This window comes from Bradyrhizobium sp. 1(2017) (genome assembly GCF_011602485.2).
Classification (GTDB): Bacteria; Pseudomonadota; Alphaproteobacteria; order Rhizobiales; family Xanthobacteraceae; genus Bradyrhizobium.
The window spans coordinates 3,814,171-3,835,788 of sequence record NZ_CP050022.2 but is presented as its reverse complement, the minus strand read 5'-3'; the positions used below and the strand labels follow the sequence as shown (position 1 = coordinate 3,835,788).

The window sequence follows — 21,618 nt, the reverse complement described above, 5'->3', positions numbered from 1 at the left end:
TCCCAAATCAGCTCTGGTGCGGACCGCGCATGATTTTCATGGCATCGGCAATATGACGCCATTCCTTGGCCTCGTCCGCCTCCCCACGCCCTTCACAGGCCTGCGCCTGTTCGGCAGCCTTCGCAATCGCCGCAAATCCATGCTGTTCCAGCATCTGACGCGCGACGGTGTGGACCTGGACCTCGGACATCATGGGCGCTCTCCCTTTCGGCAAGACCGCGGCGCCTGGCTCGGCTATCCGCAATGTCCGACAACGATTACGCCGTAGGTCCCGTTCCGACTGCCGCCGATCACATCGGCAACCCAAGGAACTTGAACGGCTCGGCCTCGCGAAAATTCGTCGTCGCATCCCCGGCAAAGGTGTGATCCTGGTCCGGGCCGAGATCGAGTTTCTTCACTCTCCCGGTCTGCGACGAGAAATCGATCTTCTTGAGATCGACCCAGAACGTGTTCGGGGTCAGCACGGACTCGAAGAAATACAGCTTGCGCTGATGATCGGCGACGGTGCGCCAGCGGGTCGAGGAGATGTTCGGCTCGTTCGGCGTATTGATGCCGAAAGGCACGGACGCATTGCGGATCACGCTGAAGACGCTGGCGAGTGCGCGGTCGGGATTCTCGTCCTTCGGGATCGCATTGACGTAGAACGAGGCCCGGGCAAAGCGGTCGGAGGCGCGGTTAGTGCCGGGCAGGAACACGACACCGCCGATCTGCTTCCAATAGGCATTGAGCGCAAGCTGTTCGTCATAGATGGGCGAATTCGTCATCACCTGATATTGGCGGCCGTGATGGATGACCTGCTTGCCTCCGATGTATTCGACGATGGCGCTGTCGCCGGTCGCATCCGAGATCGACAGATGCAGCGTCGCGAGCCGCTTCTCGCCGGGCACGTTGTCGGTGACGATCGTGAATGGCTCCTTGGCGAGCTCGTCAACGGCCTCCTGCACGGTGGCGAAATTGTCGAGCACATATTGCGCCCAGGCCGCGATGGTCAGGCCGGGCTTGCTCTGGTCGAACTTGGGGTATTTGGACTCCACAAGCCACAGCACGTTGGCCATCAGCCCGGCTTCGTTGAGGCCGTCGGTCGTCGAGATGTCGTAGCCCGACGCAATCACGCTGCCGTATTTTGAGCTCCACTTCAGCGAATTGGGGCCCACCTCGCCGGTGCGAACCATGCCGCGCGGAAAAATCCAGAGATTGGTCGCAACGTCGCTCTTCCAGTCCATCGAGCGCGCCGTGATCACCTGGTTGCCTGCGCCGTGATAGACGAGGCGCGTGCAGGCCATCGAGATCGACGGCATTGCGGCCATCGCGGCGGCGAGGACCGCGGCCGTGATGCGCTGATGGATTGATTTTCCCGATGGCATGGCATCCCTTCCGTGACCAGCAAAACGCGTAACGTCTTTTGGTGACAATCCAGCGTCGAGATGGAATCGGGCAAAACGGTGGTTTCGTATAAAACAAAAGGCGGCCCGCCATGCCCGGCGGACCGCCTTCTCACCCACCCCAAATGGGCCGTCGTCAGTCGCGTCCCCTACGCGACCGCCACGCGCTTGCGCTCGAAATCGTTGGGCACCTCGATATCGACCTCCAGGGTCGATACGTCGTCGCCGCGCTCGAGCCGCACGATCACCTTGGTCGGGTCCAGCGTGACGTGCTTGGACACGACGGCGAGGATTTCCTCACGCAACACAGCGAGCAGATCGGGTTGGCCGCGCTGTCCGCGTTCATGGGCAAGCAGGATCTGCAGCCGTTCGCGAGCGACGGGGGCCGAAGCCTTCTTGCCGCGGAGAAGTCGAAGCAGACCCATGCTCATGCAGCCCTCCGTCGCAGCAGGCGGTCCATGAAACCTCTGCGCTCGGCCGGAACGTGCATCGTCACGTTTTCGCCGCAGAGACGCTTGGCTGCGTCCATATAGGCCCGCGCCGGCGCTCCATCTGCGTTCGACAGCGTCACCGGCGTGCCGACGTTGGAGGCCTTCAACACGTCCTGGCTCTCGGGGATGATGCCGAGCAAGGGCGTTGCGAGGATCTCGAGGATGTCGTCGATGGTCAGCATCTCGCCGCGTGCGGCGCGCGAGGGATCGTAGCGGGTGATGAGAATGTGCTTCTCGACGCGCTCGCCCTTCTCGGCCCGCACGGTCTTGGAATCGAGCATGCCGATGATGCGGTCGGAATCGCGCACCGAGGAAACTTCCGGATTGGTGACGATCACGGCCTCGTCGGCGAAGCGCATGGCCATGGAGGCGCCGCGCTCGATACCGGCCGGGCTGTCGCAGATCACCCAGTCGAAACGGTCGCGCAAATCGGCGATGACCTTGCCGACGCCCTCCTCCGTCAGCGCGTCCTTGTCGCGGGTCTGCGAGGCCGGCAGCAGCCAGAGATTCTCCAGCCGCTTGTCCTTGATCAGTGCCTGCGGGAGCTTTGCCACGCCCTGCACCACGTTGATGAGGTCGAATACGACGCGGCGCTCGGCCCCCATGACGAGGTCGAGGTTGCGCAGGCCGACGTCGAAATCGACGACGACGACCTTGTCGCCGCGTTGCGCGAGTGCGGCCCCCAACGCGGCGGTCGTGGTGGTCTTGCCGACCCCGCCCTTGCCTGATGTCACGACCAGTACCTTACTCATCTGAAATGTCTCCTTTGCTGGTCAGTTCAGTGCTGTAATTCGCATGGTATTCCCCTGCAGCCAGGCCTGCGCCGGCTTGCCGCGCAAGGCGGCGTCGATGTCGTCCGCAGTCTGGTAAAATCCGTCAATTGCAAGCAGTTCAGCCTCGATCTTCTGGCAGTAGATGCGCGCGCTGGTATGTCCGTTGACCCCGGCCATGGCGCGGCCGCGCAGCGCGCCATAGACGTGGATGGAGCCGCCGGCGACGATCTCGGCACCGGACCCGACCGAGCCGAGAATGGTGACGTCGCCCTCCGGGAAGATCACGGTCTGGCCCGAGCGCACGGGATGGTCGAGCAGCAGCGACGTCGGCTTGGTCCCGACCTTCTCTGCCTTCTTGGGCGCGCTCGGCTCGACCACACAGCTGCGTCCGCCCGAGAGCAGCGGCGGCATCGAAAGTGTCAGCCGCCCCTCCTCCACGCCCTCGATGCCGAGGACGCGGATGTTGCGGTCCTGAAGGCTGGCGAGCAGATGGCCGATGCCGGATTGGCTCAGATCGACCGAAGACAGGTCGATCACCACGGGCCGGCCGGCAAAGAACCCCGGCGAGCGCGCGATCGTGGCGTCGATCTCCTGAAGCCAGTCCAGGATTGGAACCGTCGGCACGAACACGAAGGCGACATAGGAGCGTCCCCGCAGGCGCACCATCTGGCGTTGGACTTTTGCTGCAGCCTCCATAGCGGCCGACTCGTTCCCCGTTATTGAATGGTTAACGATGCGGCGGATATGGTTAACGGCCAGTTAATTCTCTGTGGCATTACGTGGGGATAGCTGGGGCGGGCTTTGGGCGACGGACGCCAGATCGCAACCCCGACCTCCGGCGTCGTCCCGGCGAAAGCCAGGACCCGCCGCGGAATCTATCGATTGCGGATGGTGGGGAGCGCGTCTTCGTCCAACTGCTCCCTGGGGCAATGGGTCCTGGCCTTCGCCAGGACGACATCAGGGAGAGCGGCTCGCAATGACGGAGTCCTGGGCGACTACAGAGCCCCCTACTTCTTCACCTTGCTCGCATCCATCTTGATGGCGGGGTCGAGCATCTTCGTCGTGAACGCGGTCGTCACGTCGAACGGCTTCTCCATGCCGAGATAGGTGTGGACCAGATCGTAGTCCTTCTTCATCCGCTCGCCGTCGATCCAGCCGAGGGATTTGGTCGTCGTGAACTCGTCGGTCATCAGGAACTTGATGCGCTCCCACTGGCGCTCCTGGTTCGCCTTGTCGAGACCGGAGACCTGGTCGAGCAGCGCCTTCAGGCATGGCGTGACGTCGGCGACGCAGGCCGCAAAGGCCTTCTGCGTGACGCGCACGAAATCTTCGACGACCTTCGGGTTTTTCTGCATGTATGCGCCGTTGACGATCAGCGAGTTGCCGTAAGGATTGAGTCCGATGTCCTTCCAGTTGACGTAGCCGAGGTCGCTTCCGAACTCGATCACCTTGAGGTCGTGCTCGTTGTAGAAGTCGCTGATGATGTCGACCGTGTGGCTCTTCAGCGCCGCGATCTTCGCGGTCGGCCCGACATTGACGAAGCCGACGGAGTCAGGCGCAAGGCCCGCAGCCTTGGCAAACGCCGGCCACATCACGCGCGAGGCATCGCCGGGCGGATTGCCGATCTTGTGCCCCGCGAAATCCTTCACGCCGTTCACGCCGTAGCTCTTCAGCCAGTAGAAGGTCTGGCCGGTATTGGCATAGACGCTCATCACCGCAACGGTATCGGCGCCCTTGCTCTTGGCGACCAGCATGGTGGCGAGATCGGCGACGCCGAACGGCGAGCCGCCGGAGCCGACCTTGGCGGCGGAAACGCCGGAGCCCTTGCCGGTCTCGATCGTGAGATCGATGCCCGCCTTCTCGTACCAGCCCTGCGCCTTGGCGTAATAATACGGCGAGTGGTCGGCCGTCGGCGTCCAATTCAGGATCAGGTTGACCGCCTCGCCCGCGCGCGCGGGCACCGCCAACGCACCGAGCGCCAGAGCCAACACCAGGGCAGAGCCCGCCGCCTGCAAATGCTTCATCGCACCTCTCCTCATTGCCGCGACCCGGCTTGTCGCTCTCCCCATGTGAGGCTACCAATGCAACAAGCCCGCCTTCAACTTGTCAACTGTTTGGTTGGAAATGCCCGCAAAACGATCTGGCGACACCGTGCCGCAGCGCCGCGACCCCATCGCGACCCGCAAGAAGCTGCTGACCGCCGCCCGCCTGGAATTCGCCCGGCACGGCCTTGCGGGAGCTCGCGTCGACGAGATCGCGGAGCGCGCCGGTGTCAACAAGCAGCTCGTCTATCATTACTTCGGCGACAAGGACGCGCTCTACCTCGCCGTGCTCGAATGGGTCTATGAGGACATCCGCGAGCAGGAGCGCAGGCTCAATCTCGAAGGCCTGCCGCCGGAAAAGGCGATCCGCAGGCTGATCGAAGCCTCATTCGACCACCTCGCGGCAAACCCTGATTTCATCGTGCTTCTGAACGACGAGAACCGCGGCGGTGCCCGCCACGTCCGCGGCTCGACGCGGCTGGAGGCGATGCATTCTCCCCTGGTCAAGAGCGTGTCCCACATCCTCAACGAAGGCGTGCGCTCGGGCGCGTTCCGCAAGGGGATCGACGCCGTCCAGCTCTATATCTCCATTGCGGGCCTCAGCTATTTCTTTTTCTCCAACACGCCGACGCTCTCGGCAATCTTCGGCAAGGACCTGTCGAGCCGCGCCCAGCGGCGCGCCCGCCGCCGCCACGTCGCCGATCTGGTACTCCATTCGCTCCGCCCCTAATCAACCAACTGGTTGAAACTTGCCCCAAGGAGCGTTAGGCTGACATCGCGGCAGCGAGGCCGCGGACAACAGGGAGCAAACACTTGGCAGCCGACCGGGCGCGCACCGCACGCAGCTTTGCGATCGTGCTGATCGTGCACCTTGCCGTGCTCGTGCTCTGGCAGGTCGCGGTCGACGCCTTCCAGGTCCCGAAATTCATCCTGCCCTCGCCGCTCGCCACCGTGCAGACGCTGGGAACCGCAGGCTATGCCTGGGGCGCCAACACGCTGGTGACCGCGATCGAGATCCTCGGCGGCTTCGCGCTCGGCGCCTTGGTCGGCGTCGCGCTGGCGGTGATCTTCAGCTGGGCGCCGCTGCTCAGCCTCGTGCTGCTGCCGCTGTTCGTGACGCTGAACATGATCCCGAAGGTCGCGCTCGGCCCGCTCTTCATCGTCTGGTTCTCCTACGGCATCGTGCCGAACATCCTGATCGCCTTCAGCATCTGTTTCTTCCCGATCCTGCTCACCACCGCGCGCGGCCTGCGCGAGGTCGAGCCGGATCTGCTCGACCTCGTCAAATCGCTGCGCGGCTCGCGCTGGACGTTGTTCCGCAAGATCCAGCTGCCGGGTTCGCTGCCTTACATCTTCTCCGGCATGAAGGTCGGCGCCATCCTCGCGGTCGCCGGCGCCATCGTCGGCGAGTTCATCGCCTCCGAGCGCGGGCTCGGCTACCTCATGATCCAGGTGCAGTCCTCGCTCGACACGCCCGCGATGGTGATGGCGGTCGTGCTGCTGACGCTGCTTGGTGTCGCTCTCTACGGCCTGGTGCTGGCACTCGAACGCATGTTCGTGGTCGGCGATGCCAGGCAAAACTAAGCCAGGGACAAATCCATGCTGCTCACCCGCCAGACGCTGCCGAAGACCATCCCCGACATCGCGGCGCTCGACGAGCTCCTGTGCCGGCCGACGCAGGCCCTGATCGACGACCTCGCGAAGGTCGAAGGCGACATCATGATCCTCGGCGTCGCCGGCAAGATGGGGCCGACGCTGGCAGGACTGGCAAAAGCCGCCGTCCCGGATCGCCGCGTCATCGGCGTCGCGCGCTTCAGCGACGCCACCGTCAAGGATTGGCTGCACGCGCGCGGCGTCGAGACCGTCAATTGCGACCTGATGGACGAGCGCGCGATTCAAGCCCTGCCGAAAGCCCCCAACATCGTCTTCATGGCCGGTAGAAAATTCGGCGCCGGGGGCGATCTGTCGCTGACCTGGGCGATGAATGCGCATGTGCCGGCGCTGGTCGCGCAGGCCTTCCCCTCCTCCCGCATCGTGGCGTTCTCGACCGGCTGCATCTATCCGTTCGTGCCGGTCGACGGCAAAGGCTCGACCGAGGAGATGGCACCGAACCCGCCCGGCGAATACGCCCAGTCCTGCGTCGGCCGCGAGCGCATGTTCGAATATTTCTCGCGCAAGTTCGATACGCCCGGCCGGCTGTTCCGCCTCAATTACGCGATCGACATGCGCTATGGCGTCCTGCACGACATCGCCACGAAGGTGCTCACGGGTACGCCGATCGACGTCAGCCTGGGGCATGTCAACTTCATCTGGCAGGGCGATGCGTCGGCGCAGGCGCTGCGCTGCCTCGCCCATTGCACGGCGCCGACCTCGCCGATCAATGTCAGCGGCCACGAGATCCTGGCGGTGCGCGATCTCGCCCAGAAATTCGGCGCAAGGTTCGGCCGCGCGCCGGTGCTGACGGGCAAGGAGGAGCCGACCGCGTGGCTGACCGATACGTCGCAAGCGGTCGAGCTGTTCGGCCTGCCCGTCGTCGACACCGAGCAGTTGATCGCCTGGACCGCGGACTGGGTCTCGCGCGCTATGCCGAGCCTCGGCAAGCCCACCAAATACGAGGTGCGCGATGGACGCTACTGAGGCTCCGCTCGTCCTCAAGCTCGGCGTGCAGGACGCGATCGCGGGGCTCGCGCTCTCGACCGAAGCACACTGGAACCAGACCGAAGAGGATTGGTACATCTTCCTGCGCGACGGCATCGTGTTCGGCATTCGCGATGGCGCGCGACTGGTCGCGACCGCCGCCCTGCTGCCCTATTCCGGCAACAACGCCTGGATCAGCATGGTGCTGGTCTCAGGCTCGCACCGCCGCCGCGGCCTTGCAACGCGGCTCGTCGACGCCTGCCTGGACACAGCGCGCAAGAACGGCCTGACGAGCTGGCTCGACGCCACGCCCGACGGCGCCGCCGTCTACGGGCCACTGGGCTTCACGCCGACCTTGCAATTGCGCCGGCTGAAGCTGGCAAATCCCGAGCCGTCCTCCGGACCGGCACCGGCCGCCGCAACGCTCGAGGCGCTTTGTGCCCGCGACCGGGGAGCCACCGGCTTCGACCGAGCTGCCTTGCTCGCCGCCTTCGCGCAGCGCTCCGGGTCACGCATCGTCGCAGCTGAAGGCGCCATCGCCCTGGTTCGCGACGGCAGAACCGCGCGCCATATCGGCCCCCTGTTCGCCGATCAGGCTGCCGAAGCAGTGGCGCTGGTTCATGCGATCGCGCGGTCCGAGAGCCGTCCCGTCCTGCTCGACGCCGTCGCCTCGCAACGCGCATTCCTGGATGGATTGCTTGCGACTGGCTGGACCATCGAGCGGCCGTTCCAGCGCATGCGGTTCGGCCCCGCCACCATCACCGCCGAAGAAATGCCATTCGCCGTCGCCGGCCCTGAATTCGGATAGAACATCATGCACCACAGCCAGATCAACAGCGACGTCCGCAAGCTGATCGCCGACGGCACCGTGCTGCCGGCGCACCCGCTCGCCCTCACCTCCGAGCGGCAACTCGACAAGACACACCAGCGCGCGCTCACGCGCTATTACATCGACGCGGGCTCCGGCGGCCTTGCCGTCGGCGTGCACACGACCCAGTTCGCGATCCGCGACGTCGGCCTCTACCGTCCCGTGCTCGAGCTCGCCGCGGAGACCGCCGCAAGCTGGACCAAGCGCCCGCTGGCGATGGTCGCAGGCCTCGCGGGTCCGACAAGACAGGCCGTCGCGGAGGCACGCACCGCACGCGACATCGGCTATCACGCCGGCCTGCTCAGCCTCGCTGCGATGAAGACCGCCTCCGAGGACGAGATCATCGCGCATTGCACGTCGGTCGCCGCCGAGATTCCTCTGGTCGGCTTCTATCTCCAGCCGGCCGTCGGCGGCGTCATCCTGTCCAGCCAATTCTGGCAGCGCTTCGCCTCCGTCGACAACGTCATCGCCATCAAGATCGCGCCGTTCAACCGCTACCGTACACTTGACGTGCTCCGCGGCGTGGCAGCCGCGGGCGCGCTCGACCGCGTCGCGCTCTACACCGGCAATGACGACCACATCCTGCTCGACCTGATGCTGCCGTTCGACCTGCGCGACAAGGGCGTCACGACGCGAACTTACTTCAAAGGCGGCCTGCTCGGCCATTGGTCGGTGTGGACCGCGAGCGCCATCAAGCAGTTCGAGCGCTGCAAGGCCGCGCGGCACAAGGACAGCGTGCCTGCGGACCTGCTCGCGCTCGATGCCCGCGTCACCGACTGCAACAGCGCCTTCTTCGACGTCGCCAACAATTTTCACGGCTGCATCGCCGGCTGCCACGAGGTGCTGCGGCGCCAGGGCCTGATGAAAGGTCTGTGGTGCCTCGATCCGAACGAGGGCCTCAGCCCCGGCCAGACCGAGGAGATCGACCGCGTCACGCGCGAGCACGCCGACCTCAGCGACGATGCATTCGTCGCCGCCAACCTGGACAAATGGCTGGCATGAGCTCGGCCCCCTTCATCAGCCTGCAAGGCGTCCGCAAGGTCTATCGCAGCGGCGGCGCCGAGTTCCTGGCGGTGTCCGACGTCACCATGGACGTGCAGGAAGGCGAGCTGGTCTCGCTGGTCGGCCCCTCCGGCTGCGGCAAGACCACGGTGATGAAGATCCTGGCCGGCCTGCACGGCGCCGACGGCGGCACCGTCAAGATCGGCAACGCCAGGAGCTCGTTCGATCCGACCCGCGACATCGGCATGGTGTTCCAGCAGGCGCTGCTCCTGAAGTGGCGCACCATCATGGACAACGTGCTCTTGCCGGCCGAGATCGTCGGCCTGCCGATGAAGGCCGCGCGCGAGCGGGCGCGCGATCTGCTCAATCTGGTCGGGCTTGCCGGCTACGAGCAGAAATATCCGCAGCAGCTTTCCGGCGGCATGCAGCAGCGCACCGCGATCGCGCGCGCTTTCATCCACGATCCAAAGCTGATCCTGATGGACGAGCCGTTTGGCGCGCTGGACGCCTTGACGCGCGAGCAGATGAATCTGGAGATGCTGCGGATCTGGCGCGAGAGCGGCAAGACCATCGTCTTCGTCACGCACTCGATCCAGGAAGCCGTCTTTCTGTCCTCGCATTGCGCGGTGCTGACCGCCGGACCCGCGAAGATGGCCGACTATTTCCCGATCGACCTGCCCTTCCCGCGCGACCTGCCGCTGAAGACCACCGACGCGTTCGGGGCGTATGCAAGAAGGATCTATGCGAAGCTGGGATTGGGAGCGGCGTAAGACGCCACACAGAGGTCCTGTAGGGTGGGCAAAGCGCAAGCGTGCCCACCATTGCCAATGAAACGAGAGAACGTGGGCACGGCGCAAGTGCGCCTTTGCCCACCCTACGAGAGCCGGGCGCGGCGTGAACACCGCGCCTTCCTCGTCGTCAGGTCTTGTTGCGTGTCTTGCTGAGCAGATAGTTGTCGTAAAAATTCTCCGCGATCTGCGTGTAGAACAAGAGCTCCTTCATATAGGCGTCGTGGCTCTCCTTGGTCCGCTTGAACAGGTCGCTCTTGGCGGCGAGCTCGTTCAGATGCTCCTGGGTCGCGTTGTAGCAGGCCTCAAGCACCGGCTGCGGGAACGCCCTCAGCTCCGCGCCATTGGCGATCAGCCGCTTCAGGGCCGCCGGATTCACGCTGTCGTACTTTTCGAGCATCCAGGCCCCGGCCGCCGAGCCGGCCTGGTTGACGATTGCCTGGTACTGCTTCGGCAGCGACGCCCATTTTTCGTCGTTGACGATCATATGCAGCATGGCGCCGCCTTCCCACCAGCCGGGGAAGTAATAGTATTTGGCGACCTTCTGGAAGCCGAGCTTCTCATCGTCATAGGGGCCGACGAACTCGACTGCGTCGATCGTGCCCTTCTCCAGCGCCGGATAGATGTCGCCCCCGGCGATCTGCTGCGGGACCACGCCGAGCCGCGCCAGCACATGGCCACCCATGCCGGCGATGCGGAATTTCAGGCCCTTGAGGTCGTCGACGGTCTTGATCTCCTTGCGGAACCAACCGCCCATCTGGGTGCCGGAATTGCCGCAGAGGATCGCGTGCGTCTTGAACGGCTTGAGCGCTTCGTTGGTGAGGTCGGCGCCGCCGCCGAAGTGCCACCATGATTCCTGATGGCGATGGTTCATGCCGAAGGGCGCGCCGGTGGCGTAGGCCAGCGCGGGCTCCTTGCCGATGTAGAAATAAAGCGGCGTCTGCGCCATCTCCACCGAAGCGGAGCTAACGGCATCGAGCGCTTGCAGGCCGGGCACGAGCTCGCCCGCCGCGAAGGTCTGGATCTGGAATTTGTTGTCGGTGGCTTCGGCGACATATTTCGCGAAGGTCTGCGCCGTGCCGTAGATGGTATCGAGCGACTTGGGGAAGCTCGAGGTCAGGCGCCATTTGATCTCCGGCGCGCTCTGCGCGATCGCAGGGGCCGCAACCAGCGTCGTCGCGCCGGCGACTGCGCCGCCCTTGAGGAATGTACGGCGTTTCATGATGGTGTCTCCCTTGAACTCAGCGTCGAATGGATGGCCCGGGCCACGGTTTCTTGGCGAACCGTTTGCCCGTTCCTGAGGCGGAGTTCAAGCGACCGAAAAGGCAGTACCGGCTTGGATCAGATACCGACGGGGCCAGCTGACCTGGCTCAATCCGCATTTCCGCGCGACAAGCCAGGCAGGCGGGCGCTTCGCCTCACGCGGCCGCGGCTTCCTCGTAGAGGCCGGCGATGAAATCGCTGAATGTCGGTGCAAGCGGCAGGACATAGCCCCATTTGTCGGACATCGCCTGCGCCAGCGTCCACGGCTTCTCGTACTCGGCAACCTCGTGGTCCATGAACCAGATCCTGCCGAAATGGGTCTCGTCGATGGTCATGCAGATCGGATTGCCGCCATGGTCGCTCATGATCCACAACAGCTCATCGACCGTCGGCCACTGCGGCGTCCGGCGCGTCTGGACCAGCGAGCATTCGTCGCGCCGCAATCCCAGGACCTCCTGTACCGCGCCAGCCCAGTGCCCCTGCGGCCAGTTGAACTCGGCCGACCCCTGATGATAACCGCCGGCGCAGGCCAGCAGGAAGCGGCGATAATCGTCCGGCAACCGGCAGCCGATGGAGCTCTCGAAGCCGGCGAGCGCCGCTTCGGTCGGCTGCTCCGCGCCGGCGTGATCGACGCCTGCGATGAATTCTACAAATTCCATACACCCTCTCCCTGGCGCGGAAACGCGCAGGGCTTCGTCGCACCCGCCTTGCAGCGGGTTCGATCGGGAAGGATCAGGACAGAAGGAGGCTTTCTCAGAGCAGCTTTGCGCTGACGAACAGCGCGCGCACGGCGTTGGTTGCCTGCACTGCGAGCATGGCGTTCTCGGACGCGCCTTCCAGCGCCAAGACCGCGTCCTCGTGCAGGGAGCGGAATTCCATCCATTCCACCGACTTGAAATTGGTCAGGAACTGATAGGCCTGGCCGACGGTCGCGATCGCCAACGTGTCGCCGTTGAGCTTGATCTTGAACGTCGTGCGCAGCGGGGTCTCGGAGTTGGATGGATCACTCATGGGCTGCTTCTGGACGAGGACGACTTAACGAAGGGGAAACGGCAGCCCCGCCGCGGCAGGCAAAATGTCAGGAATCGGTGCTGGCGCGCTGCGAGGCGGTCGCCGATCCGCGCAGGTTCGGCACGACGACGAGACGATTGAACTCGCCATTGTCGTAGGCCTTGATGAAGCGATCATAGTCTTTGATCGAGACGCAGCCGTTGGAATCGCCGCGCGGTCCGAGCAGGTAATTGTGCGTCAGGAGACCGACACGGCCGAGCGCGCTGGTGCCCTCGACGGGGGTCATGCGCAGCGCCCGGACGCCATGGAACGGCTTTTCGCGCGGTTTTAGATCATAGGTCGCCGGCGGCGTCGCACCAACCATCCGCCGGTCGACATGGTCCGGGTCGTCCATCAGCGCGCCCAGGCCGGAATGGGCCTCGAGCGCCACGCCGCTCGGCAGATAGACCGCCTTGGCCGAGATGTCATAGACCGCCGTGCGCGAATCGTAGCCGAGCGCGGCGAGATCGGGCGCCTTTGCGAACAGGCCGTCGCCGGGCGTCAGCGAGGCCAGCTTGATCTTGTCGGTGAATCTTTCGAAGAAATTGCGGTTGTCGACCCTGGGGTTGCTCTCCGCATAGGCCTGGCTCGAGGCGATCTGGGCGGAGAAGTCCGCCTGCGGCGGACGCGAGCGCGGCATCGGGATGGCGTCGGCCCGCTGCGAGGGCCTCGTCTCGTCGGCCGTGGACCGGTCGTCATCGGTCAGGGTCGAGCGCCAATCGTCGCCCTGGAGCTTCTCGGCAAGCATCGCCTTGGCATCGCGAAGCTTGAGCTGCACCGCATTCAGGGCAGAGCGCTCCAGGGTCCGAAGGCCAAGTTCGCGGGCGGGCGGATTGCCGGAGGCCGACGCGAAACGGTCCTCGAATGAAGGGGCATTGGTCGGCGGCAATGCGGCGGACACCAGCGGGGTCGAGTCGCCCATATCCGCAACCCACGCGGCAGCGCCAAGCGCCAGCGCGATCGCTGCCAGAGACAGCAAAATCTTTTCGGCTCGCCCGACACGGCGGCGCGACAACAGCCTCTCGGCATGTGCTGCGTCGGAAACCATCAGATCCCCAAATCGACCCCCGGGGGTGCCCACCCCCACCCGGAGACTCTATACCAGCTACCACATTGGGAGCCAGCTTTATAACGGAAATAGGGCACGAAGAAGAAAAACCAGAAAGCCTTACGATTCAAGGGTTTCTGGTTCAGTCTCCGAACTCCCTTTCCGTCATCTTGCAGCGCGTTTCCTGCGATTCGATTAGCCCAGGATACGCGTCTTTGCCTAACTCTGGGGGACCAATGCCGTACATCACCGACGCTCACCTGAAAGCTTCCGCGACCCGTCAGAACATCAGCGACGACCCGGTGCGGGGCCAGAAAGGCTTCGTGCTGCGCACCACCCCGAACGGGGTGTTCAGCTTCTACTATCAGTTTCTCAACAAGAACCGCCTGCACCCCGAGACCGGCAAGCCGGTGCGCGAGTGGCACCTGATCGGCGAGCACCCGGACTGGTCGGTCGCCCGCGCCCGTGTCGAGGCCACCCGGCTCGCCGGGCTGGTTGCGGGGGGCAAGAGCCTCAGCGCCGAGCGCAAGCAGGTGCAGGCGCTCGCCCGGTCCACCGGCCGCACATTCGAGCAGATGCATGACGCCTACCTCGCCTACTGCGCCGAGCCGGTGCTGCGCCGCTGGGGCGCCGTGCCGCGCAAGGAGAGCCACGAGAACATTCGCAGCCAGCTGTCGCGCCCTTTGGCGTGGTGGCGCAGCCGCGTCGTCAGCGAGATCACCGGGCAGGAGGTGATGGACCTGTACCGCTCCTACGTTGCCGAGAAGCACCCGGCGCAAGCCAACAGTGTACTGGCCACCCTGCGCACCATGTTCGGCTGGGGCCTGCATCCCGACCGTGCGTTCGTGACGGCGAACCCCTGCCCGATCCTGAAGGGCGACGACCGTGTCACCGAGCGCTCCGAGATCGAGGACGGTCGCGTGCTCACCGCCGAGCAACTGCGCGCGCTCTGGTTCGGCCTCGATGACCCGAAGTGTCCCGGCCGCCGCCTGACCAAGCTGGTCTTCAAGCTGTCGCTGGTCACCATGCTGCGCACCGGAGAGGTCGTCGCCATCCGCCGCGAGGATATCGGTGCCGATGCGGTGACCATCCCCCTCGCCCTCACAAAGGGCCGCCGCTCGCCCAAGGCGCGCGACTTGGTGCAGCCGCTCAACAGCCTTGCCCGCGAGATACTCGGCGAGGTGTTTTCGATTGGGGATGCGAACCGCGAATACGCCTTCCCGAAAGCGCGCGGTGGCCGCAAGTCACGCAGCGCGGCGCAGACCAAAAAGCCCTACATGGAGCAGCGGTCGCTCACCATCCTTACGCGCGCCTCCGGTGACAATCGCGACCAGATCGGCATTGCCGAATATCTCGGCCTGCCGCCCGACCTCACACCGCACGATCTGCGCCGCACGGGTGCCTGCATCCTTGAACAGCTGGGCTACAGCGACGCCGAGATCGGCAAGGTGATGACGCACAAGACGAAGGACAAGGACGCCGCCGTCGTCACCCGCAAGCATTACCTCGTGCCGGTCAAGATCATCGCGCGCGACATCGTCGATCCGCGCGTGAAGGCTCTCGACGATCTCGACGCCGCGCTGCGTGAGATACTCGAACTGCCGCAGGCCAGCGAGCAGCTGCCGCCACCGCCGAAGCAGATCGCCGACGCCGCCTGACACTGGATTGTAGGGATCGCATCCATACAATCGACGAAGCCCGCCGCATGGCGGGCTTTTGTTTTTGCCGTAGCTGTCACGCCGCCCCAGCGAAAATGCCGGACAAACCAAGGGCGCGTTCGTGTCTGGCGAGACGTTGTCAGAATTGTCATTTTGCCAGACGCGTGTCGGGAAATATAGGCAGCCTGCCCGTGGGGCGCGGGCTACTTCTGCGACCTGACGAACGACGACGACGATGCACGCCACCCGAAAAGTGCGCCCGGCCGATCTTGCGGCCACCGCCAACAAGATGCTGCTTCACCTGCTGCACAGCATCTTCCTCAAGCGCTACGCGCGCGGCCAGCCCAAGCGATTTGGCGCAGCGCTCGAACTGATGATGGTCTCGATGATGGTGTCGGTGACCACGCGCGACGGAAAACCCCTCACCGCCAGCGGCCTTGCCAAGAAGCTGCTGATGCCCCGCAGCACGGTGGACCGCCACCTGAAGCGATTGCTGACGGACGGCGCCGTGGAAATCTGCAAACGCCGCTACTGCGCCGACCTCGACGTGCTCGACGGCTACGTGATGTCGAAGGCGCATGTTGACCGCGACATCAAGGCCATCGAGACCTGCCTCACTGAACTGAAGCGGCTGCGCGCATTGTTGCGCGATACACTTCGTGATTAGTCCGATTTCACCAGATTGGTGAAATCGAAATCCTGCGACACAATGTGGCCACGAATAGCCGCAGCGTTGTCGTATTTAGTCCGCTGTTTCAGTTGACTCCGCGATTGGTTCCGATATTCACTTATGTTAACGCGCTCCGGTTGAAAATCGTAGGCGCGGTTGCATCGAGGAAAACCATGCAACCAGAGTGGAGGATGGGGTCGTGCCAATGAACGTGACAAAGAAAAAGAAGGCGCGCGTGGCGCGCGTCGAGCGACTGGGCAAGAAGGTGGAAGTCGATGTCGAGCGCGAGATCGGCACGCGCGTGCGGTTGGCGCGGCTCGCCAAGAACATGAGCCAGCAAGAACTCGGCGCCGAGTTCGGCCTCTCCTTCCAGCAGATACAGAAATACGAAAAAGGCACCAACCGCGTGGCCGGGTCATCGTCGCGAAAACCACCAGCGACTGGCGATCACGCATGAATACCCGGGCTGACGTTCGCCGCCTGCTGCGCGCCGACAACGTCAGCCTGAAAATGTCCACCCCGCCGAGGAAGCCGCAGGTGCTGCAAGCCGAGAAGGCAATGTCGCTGCCGACGCCCGACGTGCTGCCGATCCCCGATCAGGTCGCCGCGATGCGCGCCGAAATGTCTGACCTCAGCGAACTGGTGGTGCGGCTCTACAAGATCGTTGCTGGCGTGCGCGACAACATCGCCGCCTATGTGCCCAAGCCGGTCGAGGCGGCGCCGACGCCCTCCTCCTCGCGCAGCGTCAAGCTGGTTGAGTATCTCTCGCACGACCGCTGGGTGACCATCGACACGCTGCCGCGCGACACCGGCCTGTCGGCCGAGCAGATCAAGCTGAAGCTGCAGTACTTGAAGAGCCGTGATGAGGTCGAGATATTCCGGGGACAGGCGCGCCTGAAGGCAAAGCCCGAACGGCCGAAGAGGGTCCACTGGAAGACGGCTCAGAAGGCCGCCAAGGATGCGGCGGCAAAGAAGGCAGCTGCTCCGCGCCGTCGTGGTCGGCTCGCGCGAGGTGAAAGCCAAGCGGCCTGACATTGCTCCGGTGCCGCCGACCGGCGTCGGGGGCGCCAACGAAGTTTGGGCTCACCCGGAAAATTTGCAAAAATTGCCCCTAATAGGAACGTGGCTTCCGAGCGCTGGTTTGAACAGTGGTGTTTCTGCCCGATTAAGGAACATTCACGATGGCGCCCTTGCCTCGGCTTGGGAATAGACTTCTGGAGGCATTGCCTCCCGAGGAACTCACCTTGCTCGCGCCCCAAAGCCGGAAAACGTCATTCGATTTTGGCGCGGTATTGGTGCGAACGGGAGATGAGTTCAAACAAGTCTATTTCCCCCTCAGTGGGGCGATAGCGTTCCTCGTTGAAATGTCAGACGGGCACATTGTCGCGTCAACTCTCATGGGCTCGGAAGGAGCGGTCGGGGCTCTTTCCATTCTAAGTCCTTCGCGGTCGCCAATCACGGCAACTGCCTACGTCGCCGGAGCCGCGCTCCAAGTGCCAGTCTCGCAGTTGCAGCTTGCCTTTGAGCAAAGCACCACAGTTAGACGGGTTCTCCGCCTCCATCTCCGCACACAATTGATGCAGCTCAACAACGCAGCGGCCTGCAATGCGGTGCATCCGGTGCATTGCCGTATGGCTCGATGGTTGCTTGAGCTTCGCGACCGCACTACGGACAACCGCATTCAGCTCACGCAGGAGGCGCTAGCCCAACTTCTCGGGGTGCGCCGAACGACCGTGACGCTAACAATGGCCAGGCTTCGGGCGGCGGGCTGCATCTCTTCAGACGGACGAGGAATGCTCGAAGTCAACAGAGGACGGCTGGAGAAGATGGCGTGCGAGTGTTACGCCGTGATGCGAGACAGAGTTAAGCACATGTACGATGAGGAGTTAGTGGCCGCATAACGTCTTGGGGGAGGCGACATCTAAGACCGATATTGGCCGCTGAAGCTGTAGCGACAGCGGCCCACTGGAACACTTCGCCACCTACCGAATTTTCCCGATGCCGTCCCCAACGGCAAATTGGCTGCCTTCCCCTAGGCAGCTTTAGGCCCCGGCTCTCGACCCTGGAGGCGGGGCCTTTTGCTGGCCGGGATGTCGATCCGCACTCGCCGGGGGGGCTGGAGCGCATGGTGTCCAAGCGTGGCGACCGCGCCTACCGCGACGGGCGCTGCGAGCACTGCGTCAAGGTGAAGAAACTGCAAGCACCCGGCGTTCAGCCGTGTCACCGATCAGGTTAAGGAATGACCTGGATCAAAACATGGGGCAACGCCGATGGTCGCCCGTATCTGCAGTCAAACCCGCCCCCGGGGAACCAGACAAGATTGCAGAGTTTTCCCGATTGGCAGCATTTTGTGATCCGTCTATTAACATGCGTTAATTCTTTTAATTCCAAATTTCACATTTAATGTTGGTTTCTCCGAACTGATGGAGCCTGCCATGTCAAACCCGGACGATGACCGGCGCGAATTTTTGAAATCCTGCGGAAAGTTTGCCGCCGTAACTCCGCCGACCCTCGCCGTGCTGCTATCGACCTCCCTCACGTCCGATGCGATTGCGCATTCCGGCGGAGGCGCGGTACGTCGTGGCAACAATGGCTGGGGCAATGGCGGGGACGATGGCAGCCCCAACGGCAGGAGCGATGCAGGCCGCTGAAACTGTTACGATGAAGAGTTGGCATGGAGCGCTTGGCGCGACTGCCGAGCTGGGGCCTTTTGCTGGCAGCTGAAAAATTTGCACTGTCGAATCGCTTAGTTTCCCGAGCCCTTCACGCAAAGGGCAACGGGCGGGCCCCAGCTTCATGCCCCCCTGAGCTGGGGCCCTTTTTAGTCGCGCCATTCTTTAGAGAATTTGCGCGGATCGCAGGGAACGGACTCGATCACCAATCCTGAGAGTGGAGGACGAAATATCAGTTTCGGAATCAAAGGGCGACGAAGATTCACATGCTTTAATGCGATTGCGTCGGTTCTGCCTTTTGCTTTGTAGTCATTTCGAGAGTGGCTTTTGTGGTGGGGGCGTCAATGCAGAACTTTCGCGCGATCCTTTTTGCCCAACGGCTAGACGAACTGTCTTTTCAACTGGCAGAATTGGAAACTCTTCGACTTCGACTCGAAGAAGCGGAGGGACGCATCCATGAAGGATATGCAAGCGCAGGCCGAAAAGCTGCGGACGGACGCCGCCGAGTGCGCGCTCATTCGAGATCTTGCCACCGAGCCTCACAAACGCGAGTTATTCAACCGGTTGGCCGGGCACCTGAACACCCTCGCCGCGGAAGTTGAGAAGGCGATTGCCGACCAAGCGAACCGGACCATCACCCGGACTTGAGAGAACTTTCTGCTGTTTTTTCGCCCAGGGAGCGGAGCGCCCCTGACCCGGCGCGAGATGCTCGCCCTGAATTCAAGATCGCGCGGCCCGCCTGATCATCGCTTGAGAAGGTCTTCGCCCGGCGAGAGCAGACGCACATAGGTGCCGCTCTCGTGCAGTTCGAGCCAGCCCTTCGCGACTGCGTAGGCGATGCCTGCGCCGAATTCCGCGCCGCTGCCCTTGAGGGTGAAGAGGAACGGCGCGTTGATTCTCTCGATGTAGATGCGGCCATCCTGCACGGGCGGGATGCTGGAGGCCAGTTCGATCAGCTTGCGGGCAGCGGCTTCCGCGCTGGCATAGGGCCGCTCGTCAGCGTGCTTCTCGAAAGCGACGGCAAGCAGGTCAACATCCCGCTCGTCAACCAGCTGTCTGGTGATGGCGTCGGTGCTGGCACCCTGCGCGGCAAAGAAGAGATGATGGACAGCTACGGCTTCCCCATCTGGGCCGACTGGGCACGCAACGCGGTTGCCAACAACCGCGCGTCCAACAAGGAAAGCTCGTTCAACGTCCGCTCCACCGCCCGCGATCTGCTGCGCGGCTGGGCACGGCGCATTGTGCGTGACGACCTCGTTGACACGCTGCTCTCGATCCCGACCGCCTCGATCCAGGCGGGCCGCCTCCAGGAGCCGGGCAACCGCGTCAACGGCGTGAAGTGGTCGGCTGCGTCCGCTGCCCAGAAGAACAGCTGGAACGTTGCCAACTACGACCGCGTGCTGTACGGCGCGGCGCTGGGCAACTACGCGGCGACCGTCGCGGCGTCGCTGCTGAACGTCGATGGCGCCGCCGACAAGATGTCGGCCGCCATCGGCTCGCTCGCCAAGTCGCTGGCGAAGCAGTCCGGTGTCGATCCGAACAACCCCGGCGTCTACAACGGCCGCCCCAAGATCACCCCCTGGGAGATCGAGGAGCTGGACGAGGAAATGTACGTTTGCTTCCTGGGCGACCGTGCATTCCAGTCGCTGCAGAACGACCCGGCGATGCTCCAGGCCAACCGCGACGCGCGCGCCCGTGAGGGCTCACCGACCACCACCAACCCGATCTTCACGGGTGGTGCGCTGAAGTACGACGGCATCCTCTACAAGAACATCCCGGAGATCACGCAGCGCCTGCTGTTGAAGCAGGCGGGCGCCGCCTCGGTCGATGTCGAGCCGTTCTTCCTCTGCGGTCAGGCCGCCATGGCCTACGCCACCGGCCAGCTGCCGCGCCCGACGCAGCTGGAAGACGGCGACTACGACTTCGTCACCGGCCTCGGCATCGAGGCGCAGTACGGCGTCGGCAAGATCGCCAAGGCTCCGCTCACCGTGCCGAACGCCACGGCGGGCGATCTCGTGGACTGGGGCATGGTCACCGGCTTCGTCGCCGCGCCGACCCCGGCCTAATCCTCCTCTGAAGGGTACGACAGCGACCGCGCGGACGGACCCGCCCGCGCGGATTTTCCTCTCGACGAGATCATGATCATGGCTCCTCGCACTGCATACCGTCAGCCGCAGGCTGGCGGCCAGGGTTTCGCTCGCACCAAGAAGGTGTTCGGCGGCCCCGTTCTCACGCTCACCGCCGCTGACATTGCGCTGAACGCCCAGACGGCGATCATGCGCGTGCCCAAGGGTTTCGTTCTGATGTCGTGGACCGGCACGGTCGGCGACATCGACAGCGGCGCCACGCTGATGCTCGCCATCGGTGACGCGGGCAACAATGCGCGCTTCATGGCGGCCTCGAACATCGGGCAGGCCGGTGCGGCGCTTCCGGCGCTGGCGGCGGGCGGCGTGCTCTACGAGTTCACCGACGACACCGACATCCTCCTGACCGCGACGGTGGCGGGCGCGGGCCTCGCGGCCACGCCGACGATCAACGTCCTGATGGAAGGCTACATGAAGTAAGGAACGCGGGGCTTCGGCCCCGCGTTTTTATTGTTTCATGTGGAACGTCCATCGTAAGGAGAACGAAATGCCCAAGGCAACCATCACGTACAAGGCGCCGAAAGACGACAGCAAGGTGTGCGAGCACGCGGGCTACACCTTCTTCGACGGCGTTGCGACCGACGTTGATCTCGACGACGCGCGGCTCGAAAAGCTGAAGAACAATCCGCTGTTCAAGGTCGAGGAGGGCGGCAAGGCCGACACGGTCTCCGACCCCAAGCACAAGCACAAGTAACGCCGGGCCGCCTTCGGGCGGCCTTTTCATTTGTGGAGATCGACCATGCCGCTCCAGATCATCGACGGCCCGATCATTGCGGCAGGCGAGAGCCTGTCGGACGCGGTGGATTGCACCGCAGGCGATGTCGTGCGGATCACCATGCCCGCCGACTGGACGGCTGCGCAGCTGACGTTCGAAGTGTCGTCGGACGGCCAGTTCTTCAACCCGCTCTACTATCACGACGGCAGCGAGGTCGTGTTCGAGGTGATCCCCGGCAGCGCGGTGCTGATCCCCTCCAACATCACCAGTGCGCTCGCCCATCTGAAATTCCGCTCGGGCACGCGCGACCATCCGAAGCCGCAGCCTTCGGGGCGCCTGTTCGCCATCGCCATCGATGTTCGTGAGGTGGCTGGTGGCAACAGCCCGGCGCTGCCGATCCGGCTGGTGACGTAAG

At 63.9% G+C, this 21,618-nt stretch carries 27 protein-coding genes; 17 read left to right on the top strand and 10 right to left on the bottom strand.

Annotation, left to right across the window (positions count from 1 at the left end; all coding sequences use genetic code 11):
* Positions 1–7: 7 nt before the first annotated feature.
* From HAP40_RS18125 to HAP40_RS18100, 6 genes are all read right to left on the bottom strand, one after another.
* On the bottom strand, positions 8–193 hold the full coding sequence (locus tag HAP40_RS18125; protein WP_060735911.1) for a hypothetical protein: 186 nt from the start codon (positions 191–193) through the stop codon (positions 8–10).
* Between the two features lie 97 nt (positions 194–290).
* Positions 291–1,364 carry a linear amide C-N hydrolase gene (locus HAP40_RS18120; RefSeq protein WP_166816525.1) on the bottom strand — a complete coding sequence of 358 codons (1,074 nt, stop codon included), beginning with the start codon at positions 1,362–1,364 and terminating at the stop codon, positions 291–293.
* A 167-nt stretch (positions 1,365–1,531) separates the two neighbouring features.
* Positions 1,532–1,813 carry a cell division topological specificity factor MinE gene (gene minE / locus HAP40_RS18115; protein ID WP_060735910.1) on the bottom strand — a complete coding sequence of 94 codons (282 nt, stop codon included), beginning with the start codon at positions 1,811–1,813 and terminating at the stop codon, positions 1,532–1,534.
* Positions 1,810–2,625 (bottom strand): septum site-determining protein MinD, encoded by an 816-nt coding sequence (gene minD, locus HAP40_RS18110; RefSeq protein WP_166816526.1) that lies wholly within the window; start codon positions 2,623–2,625, stop codon positions 1,810–1,812. Before minD ends, minE begins: the two co-directional genes overlap by 4 nt.
* Positions 2,626–2,646: 21 nt before the next feature.
* Complete coding sequence (gene minC, locus HAP40_RS18105; protein WP_166816527.1) at positions 2,647–3,342, bottom strand: septum site-determining protein MinC; 696 nt, start codon at positions 3,340–3,342, stop codon at positions 2,647–2,649.
* Positions 3,343–3,653: 311 nt separating this feature from the next.
* A complete protein-coding gene (locus tag HAP40_RS18100; RefSeq protein ID WP_166816528.1) occupies positions 3,654–4,670 on the bottom strand; it encodes an ABC transporter substrate-binding protein in 1,017 nt (338 codons plus the stop codon).
* Between the two features lie 100 nt (positions 4,671–4,770).
* Between HAP40_RS18100 and HAP40_RS18095 the strand changes: the two genes are divergently transcribed.
* The 6 genes from HAP40_RS18095 (at position 4,771) to HAP40_RS18070 (ending at position 9,965) form a co-directional block, all read left to right on the top strand.
* Positions 4,771–5,418 carry a TetR/AcrR family transcriptional regulator gene (locus tag HAP40_RS18095; protein WP_166816529.1) on the top strand — a complete coding sequence of 216 codons (648 nt, stop codon included), beginning with the start codon at positions 4,771–4,773 and terminating at the stop codon, positions 5,416–5,418.
* Between the two features lie 83 nt (positions 5,419–5,501).
* Positions 5,502–6,272: an ABC transporter permease gene (locus HAP40_RS18090; protein ID WP_166816530.1), complete on the top strand. Its 771-nt coding sequence runs from the start codon at positions 5,502–5,504 to the stop codon at positions 6,270–6,272.
* A gap of 15 nt (positions 6,273–6,287) precedes the next feature.
* Positions 6,288–7,325: an NAD-dependent epimerase/dehydratase family protein gene (locus HAP40_RS18085; protein WP_166816531.1), complete on the top strand. Its 1,038-nt coding sequence runs from the start codon at positions 6,288–6,290 to the stop codon at positions 7,323–7,325.
* On the top strand, positions 7,312–8,133 hold the full coding sequence (locus HAP40_RS18080; RefSeq protein ID WP_166816532.1) for a GNAT family N-acetyltransferase: 822 nt from the start codon (positions 7,312–7,314) through the stop codon (positions 8,131–8,133). Before HAP40_RS18085 ends, HAP40_RS18080 begins: the two co-directional genes overlap by 14 nt.
* Before the next feature lie 6 nt (positions 8,134–8,139).
* Positions 8,140–9,195 (top strand): dihydrodipicolinate synthase family protein, encoded by a 1,056-nt coding sequence (locus HAP40_RS18075; protein WP_166816533.1) that lies wholly within the window; start codon positions 8,140–8,142, stop codon positions 9,193–9,195.
* Positions 9,183–9,965, top strand: a complete 783-nt coding sequence (locus HAP40_RS18070) for an ABC transporter ATP-binding protein (RefSeq protein WP_166816534.1) — start codon at positions 9,183–9,185, stop codon at positions 9,963–9,965. Before HAP40_RS18075 ends, HAP40_RS18070 begins: the two co-directional genes overlap by 13 nt.
* Positions 9,966–10,113: 148 nt before the next feature.
* Here the strand turns inward: HAP40_RS18070 and HAP40_RS18065 are convergent, their stop codons facing one another.
* The 4 genes from HAP40_RS18065 to HAP40_RS18050 form a co-directional block, all read right to left on the bottom strand.
* On the bottom strand, positions 10,114–11,205 hold the full coding sequence (locus HAP40_RS18065; protein WP_166816535.1) for a TRAP transporter substrate-binding protein: 1,092 nt from the start codon (positions 11,203–11,205) through the stop codon (positions 10,114–10,116).
* A gap of 196 nt (positions 11,206–11,401) precedes the next feature.
* Positions 11,402–11,905, bottom strand: a complete 504-nt coding sequence (locus HAP40_RS18060; protein ID WP_166816536.1) for an SMI1/KNR4 family protein — start codon at positions 11,903–11,905, stop codon at positions 11,402–11,404.
* A gap of 94 nt (positions 11,906–11,999) precedes the next feature.
* Positions 12,000–12,257, bottom strand: coding sequence for a hypothetical protein (locus HAP40_RS18055; protein ID WP_166816537.1), 258 nt, complete (start codon positions 12,255–12,257; stop codon positions 12,000–12,002).
* A 67-nt stretch (positions 12,258–12,324) separates the two neighbouring features.
* Positions 12,325–13,275, bottom strand: coding sequence for a DUF2778 domain-containing protein (locus HAP40_RS18050; protein ID WP_166819463.1), 951 nt, complete (start codon positions 13,273–13,275; stop codon positions 12,325–12,327).
* Positions 13,276–13,580: 305 nt separating this feature from the next.
* Between HAP40_RS18050 and HAP40_RS18045 the strand changes: the two genes are divergently transcribed.
* The 11 genes from HAP40_RS18045 (at position 13,581) to HAP40_RS17990 (ending at position 21,617) form a co-directional block, all read left to right on the top strand.
* Positions 13,581–15,002, top strand: coding sequence for a tyrosine-type recombinase/integrase (locus HAP40_RS18045; protein ID WP_166816538.1), 1,422 nt, complete (start codon positions 13,581–13,583; stop codon positions 15,000–15,002).
* Positions 15,003–15,237: 235 nt separating this feature from the next.
* Positions 15,238–15,669 (top strand): ArsR family transcriptional regulator, encoded by a 432-nt coding sequence (locus tag HAP40_RS18040; RefSeq protein WP_166816539.1) that lies wholly within the window; start codon positions 15,238–15,240, stop codon positions 15,667–15,669.
* Between the two features lie 208 nt (positions 15,670–15,877).
* Positions 15,878–16,129, top strand: coding sequence for a helix-turn-helix domain-containing protein (locus HAP40_RS18035; RefSeq protein WP_166819464.1), 252 nt, complete (start codon positions 15,878–15,880; stop codon positions 16,127–16,129).
* Entirely contained in the window at positions 16,126–16,704 is a 579-nt protein-coding gene (locus HAP40_RS18030) for a hypothetical protein (protein WP_166816540.1), read from the top strand. Before HAP40_RS18035 ends, HAP40_RS18030 begins: the two co-directional genes overlap by 4 nt.
* A gap of 149 nt (positions 16,705–16,853) precedes the next feature.
* On the top strand, positions 16,854–17,573 hold the full coding sequence (locus HAP40_RS18025) for a Crp/Fnr family transcriptional regulator (protein WP_166816541.1): 720 nt from the start codon (positions 16,854–16,856) through the stop codon (positions 17,571–17,573).
* A 534-nt stretch (positions 17,574–18,107) separates the two neighbouring features.
* Positions 18,108–18,323, top strand: a complete 216-nt coding sequence (locus tag HAP40_RS18020; RefSeq protein ID WP_414645389.1) for a hypothetical protein — start codon at positions 18,108–18,110, stop codon at positions 18,321–18,323.
* A gap of 477 nt (positions 18,324–18,800) precedes the next feature.
* Positions 18,801–18,992 carry a hypothetical protein gene (locus tag HAP40_RS18015; RefSeq protein WP_166816542.1) on the top strand — a complete coding sequence of 64 codons (192 nt, stop codon included), beginning with the start codon at positions 18,801–18,803 and terminating at the stop codon, positions 18,990–18,992.
* A gap of 152 nt (positions 18,993–19,144) precedes the next feature.
* Complete coding sequence (locus tag HAP40_RS18005) at positions 19,145–20,410, top strand: DUF4043 family protein (RefSeq protein ID WP_166816543.1); 1,266 nt, start codon at positions 19,145–19,147, stop codon at positions 20,408–20,410.
* A gap of 78 nt (positions 20,411–20,488) precedes the next feature.
* Entirely contained in the window at positions 20,489–20,908 is a 420-nt protein-coding gene (locus HAP40_RS18000) for a hypothetical protein (protein ID WP_166816544.1), read from the top strand.
* Between the two features lie 67 nt (positions 20,909–20,975).
* A complete protein-coding gene (locus tag HAP40_RS17995) occupies positions 20,976–21,182 on the top strand; it encodes a hypothetical protein (protein ID WP_166816545.1) in 207 nt (68 codons plus the stop codon).
* 45 nt (positions 21,183–21,227) lie between these two features.
* Positions 21,228–21,617 carry a hypothetical protein gene (locus HAP40_RS17990; protein ID WP_166816546.1) on the top strand — a complete coding sequence of 130 codons (390 nt, stop codon included), beginning with the start codon at positions 21,228–21,230 and terminating at the stop codon, positions 21,615–21,617.
* Position 21,618 lies beyond the last annotated feature (1 nt).